The 21,368-nt window shown below is 60.5% G+C and carries 15 protein-coding genes and 1 pseudogene; 9 read left to right on the top strand and 7 right to left on the bottom strand.

Annotation, left to right across the window (positions count from 1 at the left end; all coding sequences use genetic code 11):
- From IBX51_RS06730 to IBX51_RS06715, 4 genes and pseudogenes are all read left to right on the top strand, one after another.
- Positions 1 to 247: pseudogene (locus IBX51_RS06730) on the top strand (TonB-dependent receptor); the annotation flags it as partial.
- Positions 248 to 426: 179 nt separating this feature from the next.
- Positions 427 to 2,073 carry a BCCT family transporter gene (locus IBX51_RS06725; RefSeq protein WP_291830030.1) on the top strand — a complete coding sequence of 549 codons (1,647 nt, stop codon included), beginning with the start codon at positions 427 to 429 and terminating at the stop codon, positions 2,071 to 2,073.
- A 63-nt stretch (positions 2,074 to 2,136) separates the two neighbouring features.
- Complete coding sequence (locus tag IBX51_RS06720; RefSeq protein WP_291830028.1) at positions 2,137 to 3,201, top strand: efflux RND transporter periplasmic adaptor subunit; 1,065 nt, start codon at positions 2,137 to 2,139, stop codon at positions 3,199 to 3,201.
- Entirely contained in the window at positions 3,198 to 6,428 is a 3,231-nt protein-coding gene (locus IBX51_RS06715; RefSeq protein ID WP_291830026.1) for an efflux RND transporter permease subunit, read from the top strand. The genes IBX51_RS06720 and IBX51_RS06715 overlap by 4 nt, the downstream gene beginning before the upstream one ends.
- Before the next feature lie 4 nt (positions 6,429 to 6,432).
- Here the strand turns inward: IBX51_RS06715 and IBX51_RS06710 are convergent, their stop codons facing one another.
- On the bottom strand, positions 6,433 to 6,879 hold the full coding sequence (locus tag IBX51_RS06710; RefSeq protein ID WP_291830025.1) for a potassium channel family protein: 447 nt from the start codon (positions 6,877 to 6,879) through the stop codon (positions 6,433 to 6,435).
- A 132-nt stretch (positions 6,880 to 7,011) separates the two neighbouring features.
- Here IBX51_RS06710 and IBX51_RS06705 point away from each other — a divergent pair, with 132 nt between their 5' ends.
- From IBX51_RS06705 to IBX51_RS06685, 5 genes are read left to right on the top strand one after another with little or no spacing between them, the layout of a single operon-like run.
- Positions 7,012 to 8,253 carry an HlyD family efflux transporter periplasmic adaptor subunit gene (locus tag IBX51_RS06705; RefSeq protein ID WP_291830024.1) on the top strand — a complete coding sequence of 414 codons (1,242 nt, stop codon included), beginning with the start codon at positions 7,012 to 7,014 and terminating at the stop codon, positions 8,251 to 8,253.
- On the top strand, positions 8,250 to 11,408 hold the full coding sequence (locus IBX51_RS06700; protein ID WP_291830022.1) for an efflux RND transporter permease subunit: 3,159 nt from the start codon (positions 8,250 to 8,252) through the stop codon (positions 11,406 to 11,408). The genes IBX51_RS06705 and IBX51_RS06700 overlap by 4 nt, the downstream gene beginning before the upstream one ends.
- 20 nt (positions 11,409 to 11,428) lie before the next feature.
- Positions 11,429 to 12,106: an ABC transporter ATP-binding protein gene (locus IBX51_RS06695; protein WP_291830020.1), complete on the top strand. Its 678-nt coding sequence runs from the start codon at positions 11,429 to 11,431 to the stop codon at positions 12,104 to 12,106.
- Positions 12,103 to 14,364, top strand: a complete 2,262-nt coding sequence (locus IBX51_RS06690) for an FtsX-like permease family protein (protein WP_291830017.1) — start codon at positions 12,103 to 12,105, stop codon at positions 14,362 to 14,364. Before IBX51_RS06695 ends, IBX51_RS06690 begins: the two co-directional genes overlap by 4 nt.
- Before the next feature lie 17 nt (positions 14,365 to 14,381).
- A complete protein-coding gene (locus tag IBX51_RS06685) occupies positions 14,382 to 15,458 on the top strand; it encodes a lipocalin-like domain-containing protein (protein WP_291830015.1) in 1,077 nt (358 codons plus the stop codon).
- 7 nt (positions 15,459 to 15,465) lie between these two features.
- Here IBX51_RS06685 and IBX51_RS06680 read toward each other — a convergent pair whose 3' ends face one another.
- From IBX51_RS06680 to pomA, 6 genes are all read right to left on the bottom strand, one after another.
- Positions 15,466 to 16,197: a proteasome-type protease gene (locus IBX51_RS06680; protein ID WP_291830013.1), complete on the bottom strand. Its 732-nt coding sequence runs from the start codon at positions 16,195 to 16,197 to the stop codon at positions 15,466 to 15,468.
- 94 nt (positions 16,198 to 16,291) lie between these two features.
- On the bottom strand, positions 16,292 to 17,077 hold the full coding sequence (locus tag IBX51_RS06675) for a transglutaminase family protein (protein ID WP_291830011.1): 786 nt from the start codon (positions 17,075 to 17,077) through the stop codon (positions 16,292 to 16,294).
- On the bottom strand, positions 17,074 to 18,012 hold the full coding sequence (locus tag IBX51_RS06670; RefSeq protein WP_291830010.1) for an alpha-E domain-containing protein: 939 nt from the start codon (positions 18,010 to 18,012) through the stop codon (positions 17,074 to 17,076). The genes IBX51_RS06675 and IBX51_RS06670 overlap by 4 nt, the downstream gene beginning before the upstream one ends.
- A complete protein-coding gene (locus IBX51_RS06665) occupies positions 18,006 to 19,439 on the bottom strand; it encodes a circularly permuted type 2 ATP-grasp protein (RefSeq protein ID WP_291830008.1) in 1,434 nt (477 codons plus the stop codon). Before IBX51_RS06665 ends, IBX51_RS06670 begins: the two co-directional genes overlap by 7 nt.
- Before the next feature lie 230 nt (positions 19,440 to 19,669).
- A complete protein-coding gene (locus IBX51_RS06660) occupies positions 19,670 to 20,587 on the bottom strand; it encodes a flagellar motor protein MotB (RefSeq protein WP_291830006.1) in 918 nt (305 codons plus the stop codon).
- A gap of 2 nt (positions 20,588 to 20,589) precedes the next feature.
- A complete protein-coding gene (pomA, locus tag IBX51_RS06655) occupies positions 20,590 to 21,366 on the bottom strand; it encodes a flagellar motor protein PomA (protein WP_291830004.1) in 777 nt (258 codons plus the stop codon).
- Between the last annotated feature and the right edge of the window lie 2 nt (positions 21,367 to 21,368).

The raw sequence follows: 21,368 nt of genomic DNA, 5'->3' as shown, positions 1-21,368 counted from the left end.
TCGTCGGCAGGACCGGATCGATCTGGAGTCGGGCCTGGACCCGAGTACCTCGCCGGGCTATGGCGTGTTCAACCTGTCCGGTACCCATCCACTGATGACCAACCTGAGCGTCACCTGGGCGGTCGATAACGTGTTCGACAAGACCTGGGCTTACCACGTCAGCAAGGACAACCTCGCCGACAGCGGCGTGTTCCGGGTCAACGAGCCCGGCCGCACCGTTCGTGCGGCCCTGACCGCGCGCTGGTAATTCGTGTTTATGGCGGTTGCCCGCTTCTCATAGCTGGCGGGTGACATTATGCCCCGGGCCGATGCGGAATCTGCCCGGGGCTTTTTTGTGGAACAGGCAGGTCACTCGGAAGGGCCGGCGAATGTGGCTAGAATGGGGCAGTTAAAACGCATTAAAGCCATCAGACAGACAGGTTTGTTATGACGCATCGGCCCGGTTGGGTGTTTTACTGTTCGTTTATTTTACTGGCATTGTTTGTGGTGGCTGGCGGGTTGATGCCCGAGCAGCTGTCGTCCTATGCCCACCAAGCCCTTGAATTCACCACTCTGCATTTTGGTTGGCTGTACCTGTTCGCCACCTCCGGCTTTCTGGTGTTCTGTATCGCCGTGGCGGCGGGCAACTACGGCAAGATTCGCCTGGGCGCTGACGGCGAGGCACCGGAATTCTCCTACCTGACCTGGCTGGGCATGATCTTTTCGGCGGGCATGGGCGTTGGCCTGGTGTTCTGGGCCGTGGCGGAGCCGATGAGTCATTTTGTGGCGCCGCCGTTTGATTCGGCCGATCCCCGCAGCCCGCAGGCAGCCAGCATGGCCATGCGCTATTCGCTGTTTCACTGGGGTTTTCACCAGTGGGCCAACTTTGCCGTGGTGGGCCTGGCCATTGCCTATGTGCGCTTTCGCCTGCAGCGCCCCGGCCTGATCAGTGAAGCCTTCCGGTCAACCATCGGTGACAAGGTGGACTCGGGCATCGGTCACTCCATCAACATCCTGGCGGTGGTATCCACCGTGTTTGGGGTGGCAACCACCCTTGGCCTGGGGGTCATCCAGATCAACAGTGGCCTGGGTGCGGTAGCAGGCATGGCCTTCGGCGTCAGCCAGCAGCTGTTCATCCTGGCGGGTGTGGCGGCGGTGTTCCTGCTGTGCTCGCTGGCGCCGCTGGAAAGCGGCATTCGCTACATCAGTGACGCCAACATGTTGCTGGCAGCCGGCTTGTTGGTGTTTGTATTTTTCTTTGGCCCCACCGATTTCATTACCGCCGCCATGACCAACGCCATCGGCGATTATTTTTCCAATATGGTGGGCATGAGTCTGGTGATGACGCCCTATACCGGTGACGACTGGGTGGAGCGCTGGACCATTTTTTACTGGGCCTGGGGGCTGTCCTGGGCGCCGTTTGTCGGCAGCTTTATTGCCCGTATCTCACGCGGCCGCACCATCCGGGAGTTTGTGTTCGGGGTGATTGGCATGCCGGTGTTGTTGAGTATTGTCTGGTTTTCTACCTTTGGCGGCTCGGCGTTGTATTTCGAGTTGTTTGAAGGCGCGGCCCTGGGGGATGCGGTAATCACCGAGATGAGCTCGGCGCTGTTCGCGACCCTGGAGTACCTGCCGGGCACCACCATCATTGGCGGCTTGATGCTGGTGCTGATTGTGCTGTTCGTGATCACCTCCGCCAACTCGGCCACCTTTGTGCTGGGCATGTTTACCAGCAAGGGTGTGCTGAACCCCAAGCGTTGGTCGCGGGTGACCTGGGGCGTGGTGCAGGTGTCGGTTGCCGGCGTGTTGCTGCTCAGCGGCGGTTTGCAGGCTCTGCAAACCATTTCGATACTGGCAGCCTTCCCGTTCATGGTGTTGATGATCTTCATGGCGGTGGCATTGCTGAAGTCATTGCGGAACGAGCAGCGTCAGATTGAGTTGCATGAGGCCATGACCCGGGAACGGCTGCTACGCTTATTAGCGGAGAACGATCATCTGGGGGATGAGGGGTTCGGGAGCCCGGATGATCAGGCCACGGACGAGGCGTCAGCAGGCGAGCCGCTACCAGGGCCGGAAAAGGGTGGTCAGTCCTGACCAAAAGGGCGCGCCTGGATGCTATAGTGTGGTTATCAGCAAATACCTTAAAGGAATAAGCGGATGGTCAGGCGGGTACGGTTGGGTTGGTGTCTGGTGCTCTGGTTACTGCTCCCGGCCTTGGGTCAGTCCGATGAGCTGATGGTCTCCGAAGTGGTTCGGGCGTCTTTAGCCGAAGTTGTCCATCTGGACGGGCTGATTGAGGCGGTTCAGCAGAGCACGGTGTCGGCGCAGACCACCGGCACGGTCATGGAATTGCCGTTTGATGTGGACGATTCGGTGACGGCGGGTGATCTTATTGTTCGCCTGGAAGACAGCGAGCAGCAGTCAAGGCTCAGACAGGCCGAGGCTGGTCTTGCGGAGGCCCGCTCGGGCCTGCAGGATGCCCGGCAACAGTACACCCGCATCGAGAGCATTCACGAGCGTGGACTGGTATCCCGGCAGGAATTTGATCAGGCCAGAAACACGCTCAGTGCCGCCAACGCCAGAGTGGCGCGGGCCGAGGCCACGGTGGCCGAAGCCCAGAAGCAACTGGACTACACCCGCATTATGGCCCCTTACGGCGGCATCCTGACCGAGCGCCATGTCGAGTTGGGTGAGTCGGTGACTCCCGGCCAGCCGCTGCTGAGTGGCCTTTCGCTGGAGCAGCTGCGGGTGGTGGTGGATCTGCCCCAGCAATATGCCGGTCTGGCCCGGAGTGAGCGCCAGGCCACGGTTACCCTGGCCGATGGCCGGGTCCTGGCAACCGGTGAGCTGACCTTCTATCCCTACGCCAATCCGGACACCCACACCTTCCGTGTGCGACTGCGCCTGAACGACCCCAATGGCAGCCTGTTCCCGGGCATGCTGGTGAAGGTGGGGGTGCCAGTCGCCAGCCGTGACGCACTGTGGGTGCCCGAATCCGCGTTGATACAGCGCAGCGAACTGAGAGCGGTGTTTGTGTTGGATGCGCAGGACCAGCCGCGCTTGCGACAGGTGCGGGTGGGCAGTCGCGATGATGACCGCCTGGAAATTCTGGCGGGACTGTCGGCGGGTGAGCGGGTAGTCGCTAACCCCTCGGTTCTGGTCGGCAGCGAACGCCTGAATCTGCCCCGTCGTTCCATGGCCGAAGGGGAGTCGTTGCCGTGACCGGTCAATTGCCTCCGGTTGGCCCGTCCGGCGCCATCGCCCGGGTGTTCCAGAACAACCATCTGACCCCGTTGCTGGCGATTCTGGCGATCATTCTCGGTGTTCTGTCAGTGGTGGTGACACCCAAGGAAGAAGAACCGCAGATTGACGTCACCATGGCCGACATCATGGTTGCCCTGCCCGGCGCCAGTGCCCTGGAAGTGGAAAGCGCCATCGCCACACCGGCGGAACAGGTGATGAGTGAAATCAAGGGCGTGGAACATGTCTATTCCGTGTCTCGCCAGGGTCAGGCGGTGATTACCGTGCAGTTTGAAGTGGGCATTGCCCGCCAGGAAGCGCTGGTGCGGCTGTACAACCAGGTGTATTCGAACCAGGACTGGCTGCCGCACAATCTGGGCGCCTCCCAGCCGGTGATCAAACCCCGGGGCATCGACGATGTGCCGGTGATGACGCTCACGCTTTATGACCCCAGCGGCACCCACAGCGGCGAGGAGCTGACCCGGCTGGCCCACATGCTGGAGGTAGCGCTGAAGCGGGTGCCCGGTACCCGGGATATTTACACGGTGGGCGGAGTACCGGACCGGGTGGACATCATCTTCAACCCGGCCCTGCTGGCGGGTTTCGGCCTGACTACAGCCGATATCGAAAGCGCCCTGCAGTCCGCCAACGCCTCCAGTCAGGAGGCCCGGATCATCCGGGATAACCTGTCGATACCGGTGCAGGCCGGCACGCTGCTGGAATCGCTGGCCGACGTACAACGCCTGGTGGTGGGCGTGCATCAGGGTGCTGCCGTGCATCTGAATGATGTGGCCGAAGTGCGCCGGGGCGGCACAGTACCGGACCAGAGTGTGCTGGCGGGCTTTGGCCCGGCGCACCCGGAAGGCCGGGCCGGCAAGGCGGGTGACGTCTACCCGGCGGTGACCCTGGCCATTGCCAAGAAACCGGGTGAGAACGCCATCGACATCACCACCGCCATTGAGCAACGGCTGGAGCAGTTGCGTAACCGTGCCCTGCCGGCAGATGTGGAAGTGCTGGTAACCCGGGATTACGGGGTCACCGCCTCCGACAAGGCCCAGAAACTGATTTCAGATCTGATCTCCGCCACCTTGGGGGTGATGTTGCTGGTGCTGGCCTTTATGGGCTGGCGGCAGGCCCTGATTGTGGGTATTTCGGTGTTCATCACCTTGTTGCTCACGCTGGTGTTCTCCTGGGCCTGGGGCTTTACCCTCAACCGCGTATCGCTGTTTGCGCTGATCTTCTCCATCGGGATTCTGGTGGACGATGGCATCGTTATTACCGAGAACATCAATCGCCGCATCCAGAACAGCCGCCGGGCCATCAAGGACATCATTCCGGTGGCGGTGGATGAGGTGGGTACCCCCACCATCATGGCCAGTCTCACCATCATGGCGGCGCTGCTGCCGATGGCCTTTGTGACCGGGCTGATGGGGCCCTACATGAGCCCGATCCCGATCAACGCGTCTGCCGGCATGGTGGTGTCTCAGGTAGTCGCGTTTGTAGTGGCGCCCTGGCTGGCGTTCCGTCTGCTCAAGCACAAGCAAGGCGATGCGCTGGAGCAGAACGGTGCGGCCGGCAGTTCCGCCGATGGCGTCAGCCCGCTGGCGCTGAAACTGTTCAGCACCGTGCTCACGCCGTTTCTCGGAGACCACGTCTGGCGCCGCCGTTTTCTGGCCCTGGCGGTGGTTCTGCTGACGCTCGCGGCGGCCTCGTTGCCGGTGTTTCAGGCGGTCATCCTGAAAATGCTGCCGTTCGACAACAAGTCGGAACTGCAGGTGGTACTCGACATGCCGGAACGCACCCCGATGGAGCAGACCCAGCGGGTGCTGACCGAGATGGGCCATTACCTGGAAACCGTGGACGAAGTCGATAACTGGCAAGCCTATGCCGGCACTGCCTCGCCGATCAATTTCAACGGCCTGGTGCGCCAGTATTATCTGCGCGGCGACCCCTATCAGGGCGATATCCAGGTCAATCTGGCCAGCGCCGAGCAGCGCAGCCGGCCGTCTCACGATATCGCCCAGGCCATGCGCGGCCCGCTGACCGAGATTGCCGACCGCTACGGTGCCAAGGTGAAAATGGTGGAAGTACCGCCGGGACCACCGGTGCTGTCGCCGTTGGTGGCGGAAGTCTATGCCTCCGATGGCTTCCGCCGGGCCGAACTGGCGAACCTGCTTGCCGATGAGATGGCCGGCATCGAAGGACTGGTGGATATCGACACCACCCTGGAAGCCCCGACCCGCCAGTGGCAAGTGGTGGTAGACCGGGCCCGGGCCGCTCGTCTGGGGGTGTCTCAGGCGCAGGTGGTGGCGACCTTGCAGACCACCCTGGGTGGCGTGAACGTCAGTTACCTGCACGACGAACAGGCCAAGTACCCGGTGCCGATTCGGGTCGTGCTTTCCGAAGCCGACAAGGCGCAACCGCCGGCGCTGCTGTCCATCAAGGTGCGCAGCCGCAGCGGTGAACTGGTACCCCTGGCCAGTGTGGCAGAGGTGCGGGAGGCCGACTGGATGGGCGCGATCTACCACAAGAACCTGCTGCCGGTCACCTACGTCACCGCCGATATGGCCGGCGCCATCGATTCACCCCTGTACGGCATGTTCCGCATGGTCAGCCTGCTCAACCAGCGGGAGGGCGCCCCTGAGCAGTTCTTTATCCGCCAGCCGCCCTTACCGGAAAAAGGCACCCTGAAATGGGACGGCGAATGGCAGATTACCTATGAAACCTTCCGGGATATGGGGGCGGCCTACAGTGTCGGGGTGTTTATGATCTTCGTGCTGCTGGTGGCCCAGTTCCGCTCCTATATCGTACCGCTGGTGATCATGGCGCCGATTCCACTGACCCTGATCGGCATCATGCCCGGCCATGCATTGCTGGGTAAGGAGTTCACCGCCACCAGCATGATCGGCATGATTGCGCTGGCCGGAATCATTGTGCGCAACTCCATCCTGCTGGTGGTGTTCATCAAGCAACTGCTGGACGAGGGTATGGCGCTGGAGAAAGCCGTGGTGCTGGCCGGGGCTGTGCGGATCAAGCCGATTGCGCTGACCGCGGTCTCCGCACTGGTGGGTGCCTATTTCATCCTCAGCGATCCGATCTTCAGCGGGCTGGCGATTTCGCTGATTTTTGGCCTGGCGATATCGACCTTGTTCACGGTGATCGTCGTGCCGCTGCTCTACTACACCCTGGCCCGCTGCAAGTGGGTATGACCGGCTAACGGGTTGGCCAGTAACGTTGCATCTCCAGGAACAGGAATGAGGCGCTCCAGGTGATCATCAGAAAACCGGTGAGCGCTTCAACGCCGGTCAGATAACGGAGTTGACCAAAGGCTTCGATATCTCCGTAGCCCAGAGTGGTGAATGTTGTGAACGAGAAGTACACGCAGTCCAGCAGGCTGCCATTGAAATTGCCCACCAGCTGACCCCAGCCCTCAGCGTGGTGCATAAAATAAAAGGCGGTTGCGAAGATCCAGACCTGAAGGGCGTGTGCAGCCAGGCATCCGAGCACCGCGATGATCATCCGAAAATGCGGGCTTCTGCGCATCTTGCTCAGGACGGTGCTCAGCCGGAGCAGAGTTTCGTTGTGGATGACGACCACAATGCATACCAACGCGCAGTTGAGCAGGGTAACGTTCAAGAGCGTGTCGTAGGTGTTCTGCATTGAATCGGGTTCCTTCAGAGCATGCCTGTGAGAATTGGCCGCAGGGCATGAGTAATCCGGACGACCCGGAAAATTGTATAGTAGTTTTGATGCGTTGGCGCGCCCCTGTCACCTTGGACAAGAAACCTGGCTATGTTGAAACGTTTGATACCCTTGATCATTATCGCGGCTGGCATCGCCGGTTTCATGATTCTGAAAGCAACCCGTCCGGAACCCGCAGAGGTAACCGCAACCGAGCGCAGTTGGCGGGTTGAGGTTCAGCCAGTAGAGCCGGCCAGCCGCGTGCCGGTTTTACCCTTGTATGGAGAGGTTGTGGCCCCGGACCAACAGAACATCACCGCGACCCTGGCCGGACGGATTGCAGAACGCCCGGCGGCAGAAGGTGCCCGGGTCGCGCGGGGCGACCTGTTGCTGGCGCTGGACGCTGCCGATATCGAGCCGGTGCTGGCACAGGCACAGTCCCAGGTTGACGATCTGCAGGCGCAGATCCGTTCCGAGCAGGTGCGTCACCGCAATGATCAGAAGGCCTTGGCCAGTGAGCGAGCCATCGCCGACAACGCCAACCGGCAGTTTGAACGTATCGAGTCTCTGGTAGCGCGCAATCTGGCGTCCCGGGAAAATCTGGAAACCGCGACGGATGCCCGCGCCCGCGCGGAATTAACGGTGAGCACCCGCGAGCGTGCCATTGAGGAGCACCCGGCCCGTCTGCAAAGCCTGCAAGCCAGGTTGTCTCAGGCGCAAGCCAATCTGGCTGCGACCGAAAGAGACAGTGCCCGGGCTCGGGTACTGGCGCCCTTTGACGGTGTTGTGACCCAGGTTCAGGTGGCCGTGGGTGATCAGGTGTCGCGCAATCAGGCATTGCTGTCGCTGTACCCGGTGACGGGGCTGGAAGTCCGGGCCCGGGTTCCGCAAGTGTTCCAGGATGAGTTGATGGCCGCGTTGAATCGGGGCGAAATCCTGAGTGCCCATTCCCGGGCCGGCGAGCACCGGTTTGTGCTGAGTCGCTTTGCCGGCCTGTCTGATCCCGCCGGCACCGAGGCGGTGTTGGTGCTGCAGGGTGAGTCGGCAGGTTTGCGGCCTGGCGCTTTGCTGCCTCTGGTGCTGGAACGACCGGCCAGAGATAGGACCGTTGAAATACCTTTCAGTGCCCTGTACGGAGCCGACAGTGTGTATCTGATGACCGATGACCGCCGTATGCGGCGGGTGCAGGTGGAACGGGTCGGTGAGGCCATTGCCAGCAACGGCGAACGTCGGCTGCTCATTGCCGGAGACGACTTGCCCCCGGGTGCTCAGCTGATTATCACCCACCTGCCCAACGCCATGACTGGCTTGAAGGTCGATCTGGCAAGCGATGACGCGGAGCCGTCATCGTGAGGCGCAAAAAGGGCGTGATCGGATTTTTTGTTCACCATCGGGTCGCCGGCAATCTCGTTATGCTGGTGATGATCCTGGGTGGTGTACTGGCGCTGAGCCGGATGAACATCCAGTTTTTCCCCACCTTTGCCCTGGACGTGGTCAGCGTGCGGGTGGTCTGGAGTGGCGCTTCTGCGGAGGACGTTGAACGGGGTATCACCGATCCGCTGGAGCAGCGCCTGCGCAGTATTGATGGCCTGAAACGGATGACCTCCACCTCAGCCCAGAGTATTTCCTCAATCACCCTGGAGTTCCATGAAGGCACCGATCCGATCCAGGCCGTGGACGATGTGCGCCAACAGGTGGATGAGTTCAATAATCTGCCGGCAGATGCCGAAGAACCCCAGGTGTCGAGAATCGAACGCTACGAACCGGTTGCCCGCCTGTTGGTGTATGGCGATGTTGATCGCAGCGAGCTGCGCAACCTGGTGTACCGATTTGAAGACGAGTTGCTGGACCGGGGTATAGATCGCATCGCCATCCGTGGCCTGCCGCAACAACAGGTCAGTATTGATGTGCCGGTGGAGCGCCTGGAAACCCTGGGCCTGTCGCTGGAGCAGATTGCCGACCGGGTAGCGTCACTGTCGCGGGATCTGCCCGCCGGCATGATGGCTCAGCAGGATGCCACCCGGGAGCTGCGTTCGATAGAGCAGCGCCGCAGTCCCCAGGCCTTCGAAACCATCCCGGTGCTGAGCAGTGACCGTGTGCGCCTTCAGTTGGGTGACATCGCGGTGATCCGCCAGGAAGCCCGGGACAATCAGACGGTGATGGAAAATCAGGGCTTGCCCGCAGTAGAGATGCAACTGCAGCGTTCGGAGAACGGCAACTCGCTGGCGGCGGCGAAAGTGCTGGAGACCTGGCTGGAAGAGACCCGCCCGGTGTTGCCGGCGTCCATCAAACTGGAAGTCTATGACGAAACCTGGCAACTGCTGCAGGACCGCATTTCGCTGCTGGTCACCAACGGCCTGGGTGGTCTGGTGCTGGTTATCGGGCTGCTGTATCTGTTCCTGCCGGGTCGGGTTGCGCTGTGGGTGGCCGTTGGAATACCCACCGCCTTCCTGGCGGCACTGGCGGTGCTTTGGCTGATTGGTGGCTCCATCAACATGATTTCGCTGTTTGCGCTGATCATGGCGCTGGGTGTGATTGTGGATGACGCCATTGTGGTGGGGGAAGACGCTGACGCCCATGCCCGCATGGGGGAAGATCCCAGGTACGCCTCGGAGGGTGCAGCGAAACGGATGGTTTGGCCGGTTCTGGCGTCATCCCTGACCACGGTGGCCGCCTTTATGCCCTTGCTGGTGGTGGGGGGTGTGATCGGTAACATCCTGGGCGACATTCCTCTGGTGATGATCTGTGTGTTGATCGCCTCGTTGCTGGAGTGTTTTGTGGTGCTGCCGGCGCATCTGCGGCATGCCTTTGAGCGCAAGACCGAAAAAAACCATGGGTCGGCTCAGGTACCGAAACGGCCAAATCCGGTCACCCGGTGGCGTAACGGTTTTGAGCGGCGCTTTGATGCCTTCCGGGAAGGCCCGTTCCGGCGTCTGTCTTTTTATAGCCTGAAGCACCGGGGCGTCACCGTCGCCACAGCCCTGGCGCTGGCCATTGTCACCGTCGGCCTGCTGGCAGGCGGGCGGCTGGGCTTCAACTTCTTCCCGACCCCGGAGCCGTCGGTGTTCTACGCCAATGCCCAGTTTGTGGCGGGCACCGACAAACGCACGGTGGCAACCTTCATGCGTGACTTGCAGCAGGCCCTGAACGAGACCGAACAGGCTCTGGGTGGCAATCTGATTTTGCATGCCGTTACCACCTATGGGGCCACTCAGGGCGCCGAGGGCAGCTCCCGCAACGATGATGAGTTGGGATCGCTGCTGGTGGAGCTGGTGCCGTCGGATCGTCGCTCCGTCCGTAATCCGGAATTCATTCAGCAGTGGCGCGACCGGCTGCAGCTGCCGGCGGGGCTGGATTCGCTTAACATCAGCGAGCGCCAGGCTGGCCCGCCGGGGCGGGACGTTAACGTCCGGCTGACCGGCGACAGCGCGGAGAACCTGAAGCAGGCCGCCGACGAAGTCGCTCAGGCACTGAGAACCCTGCCCGGCGTTCTGGATGTGGAAGATGACATGCCCTGGGGCCGGGAGCAGCTGATCTATCAGGTCAGCCCCTACGGTGAAGCCCTTGGCCTGACCACGGTCGAGTTGGGTCGCCAGCTGCGAGCGGCTTTCGACGGCCGCATCGCCCAGATCTATCAGGATGGTCGCGATGAAATTGAAGTCCGGGTGCAGTTGCCCGAGGATCAGCGCGAACAATATTCGACCCTGGAACAGATGACCGTCCGGGTGCCGGATGGCCGTTTTGTGCCCTTGGCCCAGGTGATGAACCTGGATCACCGGCAGGGTTTCCAGGCATTACGCCATGCCGATGGCAAACTGGCGGTGGAAGTCACCTCGGCGCTGAACACCCGAATTGCCACCACTGACCGCATAATCGAAAGCCTGCAGGCCGGTGCCTTGCCCGACATCGCCAGTCGCTATGGCGTGCGTTACAGCTTTGAAGGCCGTTCGGCCGATCAGCGCGAAACCATGGACGACATGAAAACCGGTCTGATGATCGGAGTGGTGCTGATGTACGTGGTGCTGGCCTGGGTATTTGCCTCCTGGAGCCTGCCGTTCATCGTCATGGCGATCATTCCGTTTGCCCTGGTGGGCGGTTTGATCGGGCATTGGCTGATGGGCTTGCAGCTGACCATTTTGTCGCTGTTCGGTCTGTTCGGGCTGTCTGGCATCGTGGTCAACAACGCCATCATTCTGGTGTCGTTCTACAATCAGCAGCGCCAGAAAGGGCTGGATATCACCGATGCCCTTAACGAAGCGGTGGTGCAACGGGTCCGGGCGGTTCTGCTGACGTCGCTCACCACCATTGGCGGCTTGTTGCCCCTGATGTTTGAAACGTCACTGCAGGCCCAGTTCCTGATTCCGATGGCGACGTCCATTTCCTTCGGTCTCGCGCTGTCGACCTTCCTGGTGTTACTGGTGATACCGGCCCTGTTGTCGTGGCTCGAGCAGTGGCGAGAGTGGCGGGCCAGGCGCCGGGGCGAAAGTCCGGAACCGTTGCAGAGCTGAACCAGAGAGGGAGCCCGAGGGTGGAAGATAACGTGCTGAAGGTCCGTGGATTACGCAAGAGCTTTGGCGATCGTGACGCCACCGTCCCGGTCTTGGCAGACCTGTCATTCGAGCTGCACTCGGCTGGCTCCCTGGCCCTGATGGGCCGATCTGGCTCGGGCAAATCCACACTGTTGAACATTCTGTGTGGCCTGGAGCAACCGGATGCCGGCGAGCTGACCCTGTTCGGCCAGGATCATCGGCAAATCGACTGGCAACAGCTGCGCCGTGAACGCATCGGCGTGGTGTTTCAGGAAGCCAATCTGATGCCGGCCCTGTCGTTATTGGACAACGTGCGGCTCCGGGCGTCTCTGGCTGGCCAGCCAGAATCTCGCTGTCAGCACTGGCTCGATGTTCTGGACATCGGCGCTCTGGCGCAGCGTTTCCCGGATCAGGTATCTGGCGGTCAGCGCCAGCGCGCTGCTCTGGCGATGGTGTTTGCCATGTCGCCAAGCCTGATTCTGGCGGACGAACCCACAGGAAGTCTGGATCGGGTTACCGCGGATGATGTGGCCGATAGCCTGTTCCGCCTGCAGGCGGAAACCGGATGCGGTTTGATCCTGGCCACCCACGATCCGGAGTTGGCGTCGCGTTGCGAGAAGATCCTCGATCTTGCGCACCAGGCAGCCGATCAGAACACCGGCCAGTCTGGATTATGACGGCCTTTTCTGCCTTGTTGAGCCACTACCGGCGACACCCCTGGCAAGGCATTGCGTTGGCGTTGTTGATGCTGATGGCCACGGCACTGTGGACCGGTATTTATCACCTCACCAGTCAGGCCAGAGCCAGCCTTAGCCAAAGTGAACGTGTGGTCGAGGCCCGGTATCAGGTACAACGGGTCGATGGCGCTGCCTTGAGTGTTGAGGATTTTGTCACCTTGAGGCGCCAGGGCCTTTGCCTGATGCCCTGGCTGGAGGTGTTGCCAGAGGGCGAATCGCGGCGGGTAATCGGGGTCGATCCATTGGCGGCGCTGTGCTTTCAGGGACAGGCCGATGTGGTCAGTTTTGATGGTCAGCCGCTGCGTGGTGATCCGTTTATGGACATTGCCGACGCAGCCGCGCTGCCGGCCCGGCAAGCACAGTTGTTTTTGATCGTTGATCCAGACACCGGAGAGCTTTCTGCTGACTACCGCATAACCGATTTTTCTCTGGCACCGGACACCGGGCAATTGGGCGACAGTTTTCTGCTCAATCTAGACGCTTTGAGTGTGCTGGTGTTGCTGATCACCGGCTTGTTACTGCGCAGTGTGTACCTGTTGTCGCTGTCTCAACGGCGTGACAGTTTTGCTCTGCTGCATCGGTTTGGTGTGTCACCAAGGCGGGTGCGCGGGCATCTGGTGGCAGAACTGGTCGGCCTGGCCGCGCTTACCCTGATGCCGGGCATTCTGCTGGGCCAACTGCTTGCCAACGCCCTGGCCGGTGGCTTTGCCAGCGTGATGGAGGGGTTGTTCGACAGCCGTCAGTTTGTGACGTCTGGCAATTCCTGGCTGATGCCTGCTTTGGTGATGGTCACCTTGTTGTTGCTGGTGTGTGCGGTCGATTGGCTGATCCCTGAAAAACTGCGCAAAGCCTTTGCTGTCGCAAATCGGTCTGGCGGGCTCTCTTTACTGTTGCTCGTGGCAGGGGGCGCAGGCGTATGGCTGGCGGCTAACTTGTTGTTCCTGTTTGGCTCGGTGGCTTTGATGTTGGCCGGCGCTGGCTTGCTGATGCCCTGGTGCTTGTCGGTATTGTCGTCCCGATTGGCGCAGGCCAGCAAGCAGCCCTTCCGACGCTGGTGGTGGGCGGAGTTCGGTGTGTTGTGTCGTCGCCTGGCTTTACCGCTGGTGGCGTTGCAACTGTCGCTGGCCATGGTGCTGGCGGTGCAAGCCCTGGTGACCACGTTTGAAGCCACCTTTGATCACTGGTTGGGGCAGCGGTTGTCGGCCGACTATTACCTGGAAGTGCCCACCGATGCCGACGGCCAGGTGGCTGTGGATTGGCTGGAGCAGAATCTTCCAGAGTCATCCGGTGCCATCTGGCACCGGGTATTGCGTGGGCAAGGGCAGCTCGACGTGAGCGGTCACGAGCAGTCTGTTGATATCTTTGCGGTGGCTCCGGTGGGTGCGCTCGTGTCGGACTGGCGGCTGATCGAGAGCGCCGGGCAACCCTGGCAGCGGCTCGCCGCAGGGCAAGGCGTGATGGTTAATGAGCAACTGGCCTATCGGCACGAGTTGGCTGCCGGTGATTCGGTCCAGTTAACGCTGGCCGGCCAGTCATTGCGCCTGCCGGTGTTGGGCGTTTATCCGGATTATGGCCGCCCGGCGGGCGAGATACTGCTGGCGGCGGATCAGTTACCCGACGACTTTTCGGTGTCGTTTGAAAGTTTTTCGATCTCTCCGGGTGAGGTCGACATTGAGGTGATTACCGAGGCCCTGTCTGCACTTTGGCAGGAGCCCGCGCTCACGTTAAGGGACAATCGTTCGATCCGGGATCTCGCCAATCGGGTATTTGAGCAAACCTTTATGCTGACCCGGGCCATGACCATGCTGACGCTTGTTTTGGCAGCGGTTGCGCTGTTGCTGATGGGGTGGGTGTTTCTGTCGACGCGGCTTTGGTATTTCCGGTTATTGGCCGTGTGGGGCACGGCCCGGACCGGGATCTTTCTGAGCCTGCTGACACTGGCGTTAACCGTCTCGGTGTCGGCGGCGGCACTGGCATTGCCGGTGGGCATTGGATTGACCTGGGTGCTGGTGCAGCGAATTAATCCGCTGGCCTTTGGTTGGTCATTGCCGCTGGATTTGTACCCGGGGTTCTGGCTGGAATTGCTTGGATTGGCTTTGCTGATCGGCCTCTGTATCGGATTGTTGATGCGCCGGCAACTGGGGCGGCCCGCCGTGCGGCCGTCAGTCACCGGCACCATAACGGGAGGCGAGCGATGAGATGCTGGTGGTTGAGTATGGTAGCGATGGTGTGGCTGGTAACCGGTTGTTCCAAACCGGACAGCGAAGCCGGATTTGCCGGGCTGGCGGACAGCAGGGATGGCTCACTGGGGTTTGAACAGCCAGCGCCTGGCGACGTTCTCGTGTTCCCGGAGGATTTTGGTGCGCATCCGGCCCATCGCATTGAATGGTGGTATCTGACCGCCAACCTGGAAACCGAGGCCGGTGATCCGCTGGGACTGCAATGGACACAGTTCCGCCAGGCGCTTGAGCCGCGCTCGACGGACGCTACCCCGCCAGAGCCCTCAGCCTGGCCCATGCAGGCCGCCTGGATGGCGCACGCGGCGGTTAGCCATCAGGGCCAGCACTGGTTTCAGGAACGCCTGGCCCGGGGCGACCTTGGCCAGGCCGGTGCCATCGCGGAGCCGTTCGAGGTTTGGTTGGACCACTGGCGGATGGCGGCAGGTGATCATCCGAACCAATGGCAGCTAACCGTCAGCCAGGGCCAGCCTGGCCAGCAGGGTTATTGGGCCTTTGATCTGGAGCTGAGCGTTAAGGGCCTGCCCGTGGCCCATGGTGACCAGGGTTTCAGCGCCAAATCCGCCAGTGGCGAAGGCTCCATGTACTTCAGTCTGGTTGATATCGAGGTGACGGGCACGGTGACACTGGCGGATAAAGACCTGAACGTGCAGGGCAAGGCCTGGTTTGATCGGGAGTGGAGCAGCCAGTTTCTGAAGGCCGGTCAACAGGGCTGGGACTGGTTTGCCCTGCACCTGGACAGTGGCGATAAACTCATGGCGTTCCGGTTGCGTGAAGAGGGCGGCCATTTCCGCTCCGGTACCTGGATTCCGCGATCAGGCGAACCGCGGGCCTTGTCTTCGGATCAGTTGCAGTTGAAACCGACAGCCGGATCTGGTCCGGTGCCCACACGTTGGCGTCTGCAAGTGCCGGGACAGGATGTTGACATAGAGCTGGTGGCCCCGGAAGGTAACTACACCAACGACGGTTTGTTTCCCTATTGGGAAAGTCCGGTATCGGTATCCGGCAGCCATTCTGGCGCAGGTTATATGGAGCTGACCGGCTACAACAACTAGTGGTTGATTAAGGGTTGCCGAGCACCGGCGGTGTCAGTTGGTTAAACAACACCTGAATGCCTTCGTGCCATTGCTGACGCAACTCATGGAAATAGGCGCTGTTTTCCCCGACTTGCTCGGTAAAGCAGGGCTTGAGGGCATCCCTCTGATAGATGGCGACGTCAATCGGCATCCCGACCGACAGATTGCTTTTCATGGTGGAGTCAAATGAAATCAGGGCGCATTGATAGGCCCGATCCAGCGCTGTTTTGTAGTTAACAACCCGGTCCAGAATCGGCTTGCCGTATTTGGACTCGCCAATCTGAAAGAAAGGCGTTTCTTCGGTGGCTTCGATGAAATTGCCTTCCGGGTAGATGTTGAACAGTCGGGGTTCTTCGCCGTGAATCTGGCCACCCAGAATCAGAGAGCAGCTGAAATCCACGTGGCCCTGCTTGCCGTCCGGGTTATCGCGGCGAATTACTTCGCGCATGGTCTGGCCTACAATCTCTGCGGTCTCGAACATGGAGGTGGTGCTCAGTACGTTGTGCACGTCGGTGCCTGCGCGCCGCTCCAGGAGGCTGATCACACTCTGGCTGGTGGCCAGATTGCCGGCAGAGAGCAGGACCAATTCGCGTTCGCCCGGCTTTTCAAACACATGCATCTTGCGGTAGGTAGAAATCTGGTCAAAGCCGGCATTGGTCCGGGAGTCTGAGGCAAACACCAGGCCGTCCGCCAGTCGCATGGCTACACAATAGGTCACGAAGCTCTCCTGAAAGGCTTTTGATTTCGAGCCTAGTCTAGTCACATCCCCGGCGAAGTGTGAGTGCTTTCTTGTGGCTTTTACCGGCTTTTTGTTACTGGCCACCGGAGGGGTTGGTCACCCAGGCCCGGGTCTCCATGTTTTCCATGCCGCCACCGGCACGAACCCCACGCACCGGGGCTGCATCCCGGTAATCCAGCCCCACCGCCAGTTTAATGTGGCTTTCCGCCACGTTCAGGGTGTTGACGACGTCAAAGGTTTGCCAGTTCTGGCCAATCCAGGCTTCGGCCCAGGCGTGGGTGGCGACGTGAGCATCGTTCGAGGAGTGTATATAACCACTGACATAACGGGCCGGGACGCCAATGTGCCGGCAGCACGCCAGGAACATGTGAGTGTGGTCCTGGCAAACCCCTGCCTTCAGTTTGAACGCCTCACTGGCGGTGTGGGTGACGGTGGTGGCACCGGGCATGAATTCCACGTGCTCACGCAGGTGCTTCATCAGCCGGATCAGCCCGCGCTTGTTGGCGGGATATTGCACTGCCAGTTCCTTCAGGGCCTCATCGGCTTCGGTGAGCGGGGTCTGGCGCAGAAAGACGGCGGGCGGAAAAGGCGAGTCGTCTTTGGTTAGAGGCTTTCCGGTCAGATCAACCATGCCTTCGGCGGTCAGCACGATCTCATTGACCGCCTTGTCGAGGGTCATCACCGTCACCTGGTTGCCAAATCCGTCAACCATCTGGCTAGTCTCGCCGGGGGTCTGCAGATGCCAGTCATGGATGCGCTGCTGGGGTGTGTTGCGGGGCGTCAGCCGGATGTACTGAATGCTGTCGCTGACCGGTGTTTCATAGCTGTAGCGCGTTTCGTGCCGGATATGAAGTCTCATCCCTGCCACCCCATGTAGTCTTTCTGGATCTGGTTGGCGATGAGCTGGATGCGCTCCAGAAAATCCACCAGATAATTGTGAAGTCCACGCTCGGCAATGTAGTCACGGTTGCCGAAACGTATGTTGGCGAACAGGCTGGACGCCAGTCGTCGTGATTCCTGGGCCTCGCCACTCTCAACCTGCTCCAGCAGGCCGGCAATTTCTCCCAGGCAAGCGTGCAGGGAACGCGGAACAGCAGGCTCGAGGATCAGCAGTTCCGCCACGCTCATGGCATCCAGGTTGTGACCGTAGGTGTTCTGGTAAGCTTCAAATGCGGCCAGCGAGTGCAGGACGGCGGTCCACTCGAAAAACACCTGGGTGGCATGATCCTGCTCGGCTTTCATGGCCATGACATGGCGAATATCGAGCACCCGGGCGGTGGTTTCGGCACGCTCGATAAAGGTGCCCAGGCGCAGAAAATGGAAGGCATCGTTTCGCAGCAGAGTGCCGTAAGCCGCCCCGCGGAACAGGTGGGAGCGCTCCCGTACCCAGTCAAACACAGAGCTGGCATTGGATTCGGTCACGCCCCGGTGCTGCAGTTCTCGCATTTCCAGCCAGGCCTGGTTAATGCTTTCCCAGACATCCGACGACAGGTTGCCCCGCACGTGCAGGGCATTGTCCCGGGCGCTCTGAATAATGTTGAACACACTGGTCGGATGCCGACTGTCCAGCAGCAAAAAGTTGATCAGGTTCTGGGGCGTAATCTCGGTATAGTAATCGAAGAAAATCTCCCGGGTTCCAGATACCAGCAGGGGCACGGAAAGCTGTTCGATTCGATCCTCCGGTACGTCGATCAGGGCCATGGTCAGGCTGACATCCAGGAGGCGGGCCTGGCTTTCGGCCCGCTCCAGATAACGGGCCATCCAGAAAAGGCTTGAGGCGGCGCTGCTTAGCATTGGCCATCCTCCAGTACCCAGGTATCTTTGGTGCCGCCGCCCTGGGACGAGTTGACCACCAGCGAGCCTTTTTCGAGGGCAACGCGGGTCAGGCCACCAGGCACCATCTGGATTTTTTTGCCAGACAACACAAAGGGGCGAAGGTCCAGGTGCCGGGGCGCAACGCCTTCGTCGACAAAGGTCGGGCAGGTGGACAGGCTCAGCGTGGGTTGGGCGATGTAGTCCTGAGGCCTTGCCTTGAGCAGGCTGCGGAACAGGTCGAGTTCTTTCTTGCTGGCTTTGGGGCCAATCAGCATGCCGTAACCGCCGGCGCCCTGTGCCTCTTTAACCACCAGCTCCTGCAGATGTTCCAGCACGTACCGGAGATCTTTGGGGTTGCGGCATTGCCAGGTGGGCACGTTTTTCAGGATGGGTTCTTCGTCCAGGTAGAACCGGATCATGTCCGGCACATAGGGATAGATAGATTTGTCGTCGGCCACGCCGTTACCAACGGCATTGGTCAGCACCACGTTGCCGGTCCGATAGGCGGCATAGAGTCCGGCCACGCCCAGCATGGAGTCCGGATTGCCGGCCAGTGGGTCGAGGAAGTCATCATCAATTCGCCGGTATATGACGTCCACCTGCTGCGGGCCGGTGGTGGTCTTCATGTATACCTTGTTGTGGGCCACGAACAGATCCGCGCCTTCGACCAGTTCAATGCCCATTTGCCGGGCCAGAAAGGCATGTTCGAAGTAGGCGCTGTTGAACCGGCCCGGGGTTAGCAGCACCACCGTCGGATCGGGTTTCAGGGACGCCGCCCGCAGGGTCTCGCCCAGCAGGTTGGGGTAGTGTTCCACCGGCGCCACGGCGGAGTGGGCAAACAGCTCGGGGAACAGCCGCATCATCATCCGTCGGTTTTCCAGCATGTAGGACACCCCGCTCGGGCAACGCAGGTTGTCTTCCAGTACATAGAAATTGCCGTCGTTGTGGCGTATCAGGTCGATGCCGGCAATATGGCAATACAGATTGCGGGGCAGCTTCAGGTTTTGCATGCCCGGCTGGTACTGGGGGTTGGCAAACACCTGTTCGGCACTGATCACGCCGGCCTTGACGATGTCGTAGTCATGGTAGATGTCGTACAGGAAGCGGTTCAGCGCCTGGACCCGTTGGCGCAAACCGGTTTGCAGGGTGTGCCAGTCGCTGGCGGAGATCACCCGGGGGATCAGGTCGAATGGAATCAGCCGGTCGGTGCCCTGGTCCTCGCCATAGACGTTGAAGGTAATGCCCAATCGCTGGAACAGCACGTCGGCCTCGCGGCGTTTCTCGGCAATCAGCTCCTCGTTGGAGTTGAGTAGCCATTGCTCCAGCATCCGGCACTGGGGTCTCACCCGGTTGTTCTTGTCAAAGAGCTCGTCGTACAGGCCTTCGGCCGGCGTTTGAATCAGCATGGTGTTGTTCAACTCCCTGAGACGCGCGCTCAGAGCAGCGCGGAATAAACGGAGTAACTGCAAAACGCGGGCCGTCAGCGCTATGCTCGTCAACGAAGGGGCTGAATTCGCTGGCAGAGCCTGTTATTGCAAGGTTTCTGGCGTCTATAGGCTGGGGTGGTGAGCTGACATTGCGGGTGCAATGCACCAAAATAAAGCGAAGGGTGTGATGGTGGGCAATGCTGGTGCGTTTACCAGGTGAGTTCACCGGATGGAAGGCTGTCCGACTCAATGCCGATAATGGCTTCCCGGTTGCCTGAACGGGCCTCGATGAGCTCCCGCAGGCGAATTTCCTGCTCCTGCATGGGCTCGGAAAGATCAATGATGATTTCTACCCGGCGGTTTTTGGCCCGGTTGTCAGGCGAGGTGTTGGGGACTCGGGGTTCGGTATCCGCCAGCCCAGTCACGGAGAGCCGGGTGGGCTGAACATGATCGTGAGCCAGCAAGACATTGGCGACGGCTGCCGCCCGGGCCGCCGACAGGTCCCAGTTGCTGTAAAAGCGCTCGGTACGGATGGGCAGGTTGTCGGTGTGGCCTTCGACGGTCAGCCGGCCGGGAATCTCGGCGAGCACCTTCGCCATGTCCAGTAGCAGGCCTTCGAACTCCCAGGTCAGCTGGGCCGAGCCCGATGGGAACGAACCTTTCTCCTCAACGCGAATCACAATGCGCCGCTGGTCCTGGCTCACGTTGATGCGTCCGTCGGCAATGGCCGGCTCCAGAACCTGCAGTATCTGGTCGAGGGTTTCCTGCATTTCTTCCTGAATGGCCGACTCCACCGCAATGTCAGTGGGGCTCTTCAGAGTTTGCAGCTGCGGCTGCTGATCGGTGGTGGTTTGTTTTACTTCGTTGATGACGGTTGGTTCTGGCGGTGCCGGCGAGAACTGGTCGAAAACAGGGCTGGTGCCCATGGGGATTTCCAGGGCAGGGATGTCTCGTTGCACCCCGAATGCCTGGGACAGTTCACCGGCGATCTGCTTGAACTTCTGGGCGTCGATTTCCGAGAACGACAGCAGCAGCACAAAAAAGCACATCAGCAACGACATCAGGTCGGCGAAGGTGACGACCCAGGCGGGGATTGCCCGTTTTTCCTCTTCCGGTAACTCGTCCATGATTATCCGCCGGCGGCTTCCGCCTCTCCGTTTTTAGCGCGTTCCTTTGGCGGCAGGTAGCTGGACAGCATCTGTTCGATGATACGTGGGTTGGTGCCTTCCTGAATGGCCACCAGGGCATCAATATAGAGTGACTGCATGCGGGCTTCTTCGGTCATCCGCAACGACAGTTTGTCGGCAATCGGCGAGGCAATCATGGTAGCAATCATGGCTCCATAGAGCGTTGTGAGCAGAGCCACCGCCATGGCCGGCCCTATGGATTTCGGGTCTTCCATGTTGGACAGCATCTGCACCAGACCAATCAGGGTGCCGATCATGCCCATGGCTGGCGCCACATCCGCCAGAGCGCTGAACACTTTGGCGCCAGAGCGGTTATGGTCCAGGGTCATCAATCGCTCTTTGTTGAGCAGTTGTTTGATGGTATCGGCGGTCTGGCCATCCACCAGCATCTGGATGCCCTGAGCCAGAAAGGGCGAACTGAGTTCTCTGCCTTCCAGGCCCAGTACGCCCTCTTTACGGGCGATCTGTGCAATCTCGACCAGCTCTTCAATGCTGGCCTGGGTCTCGGGCAGTTTGAATTTGAACGCCCTGGCCGCCACTTTGAAGGCGTCGAGAAACTGGGGAAAACTGAACTTGGCCAACACCACCAGCAGGCTGCCGCCGACCACAATCAGCAGGGATGCGGGGTTGAGGAATACATCAGGCGATACGCCCAGTATGACCGCCGACGCGATGAGCATCAGGGCGCCGACAAGGCCAATCAGGGTGGCAAAATCCACAA

The organism is Marinobacter sp., from assembly GCF_014859525.1.
Lineage (GTDB): Bacteria > Pseudomonadota > Gammaproteobacteria > Pseudomonadales > Oleiphilaceae > Marinobacter.
This window is presented reverse-complemented; position numbering and strand designations above follow the sequence as displayed.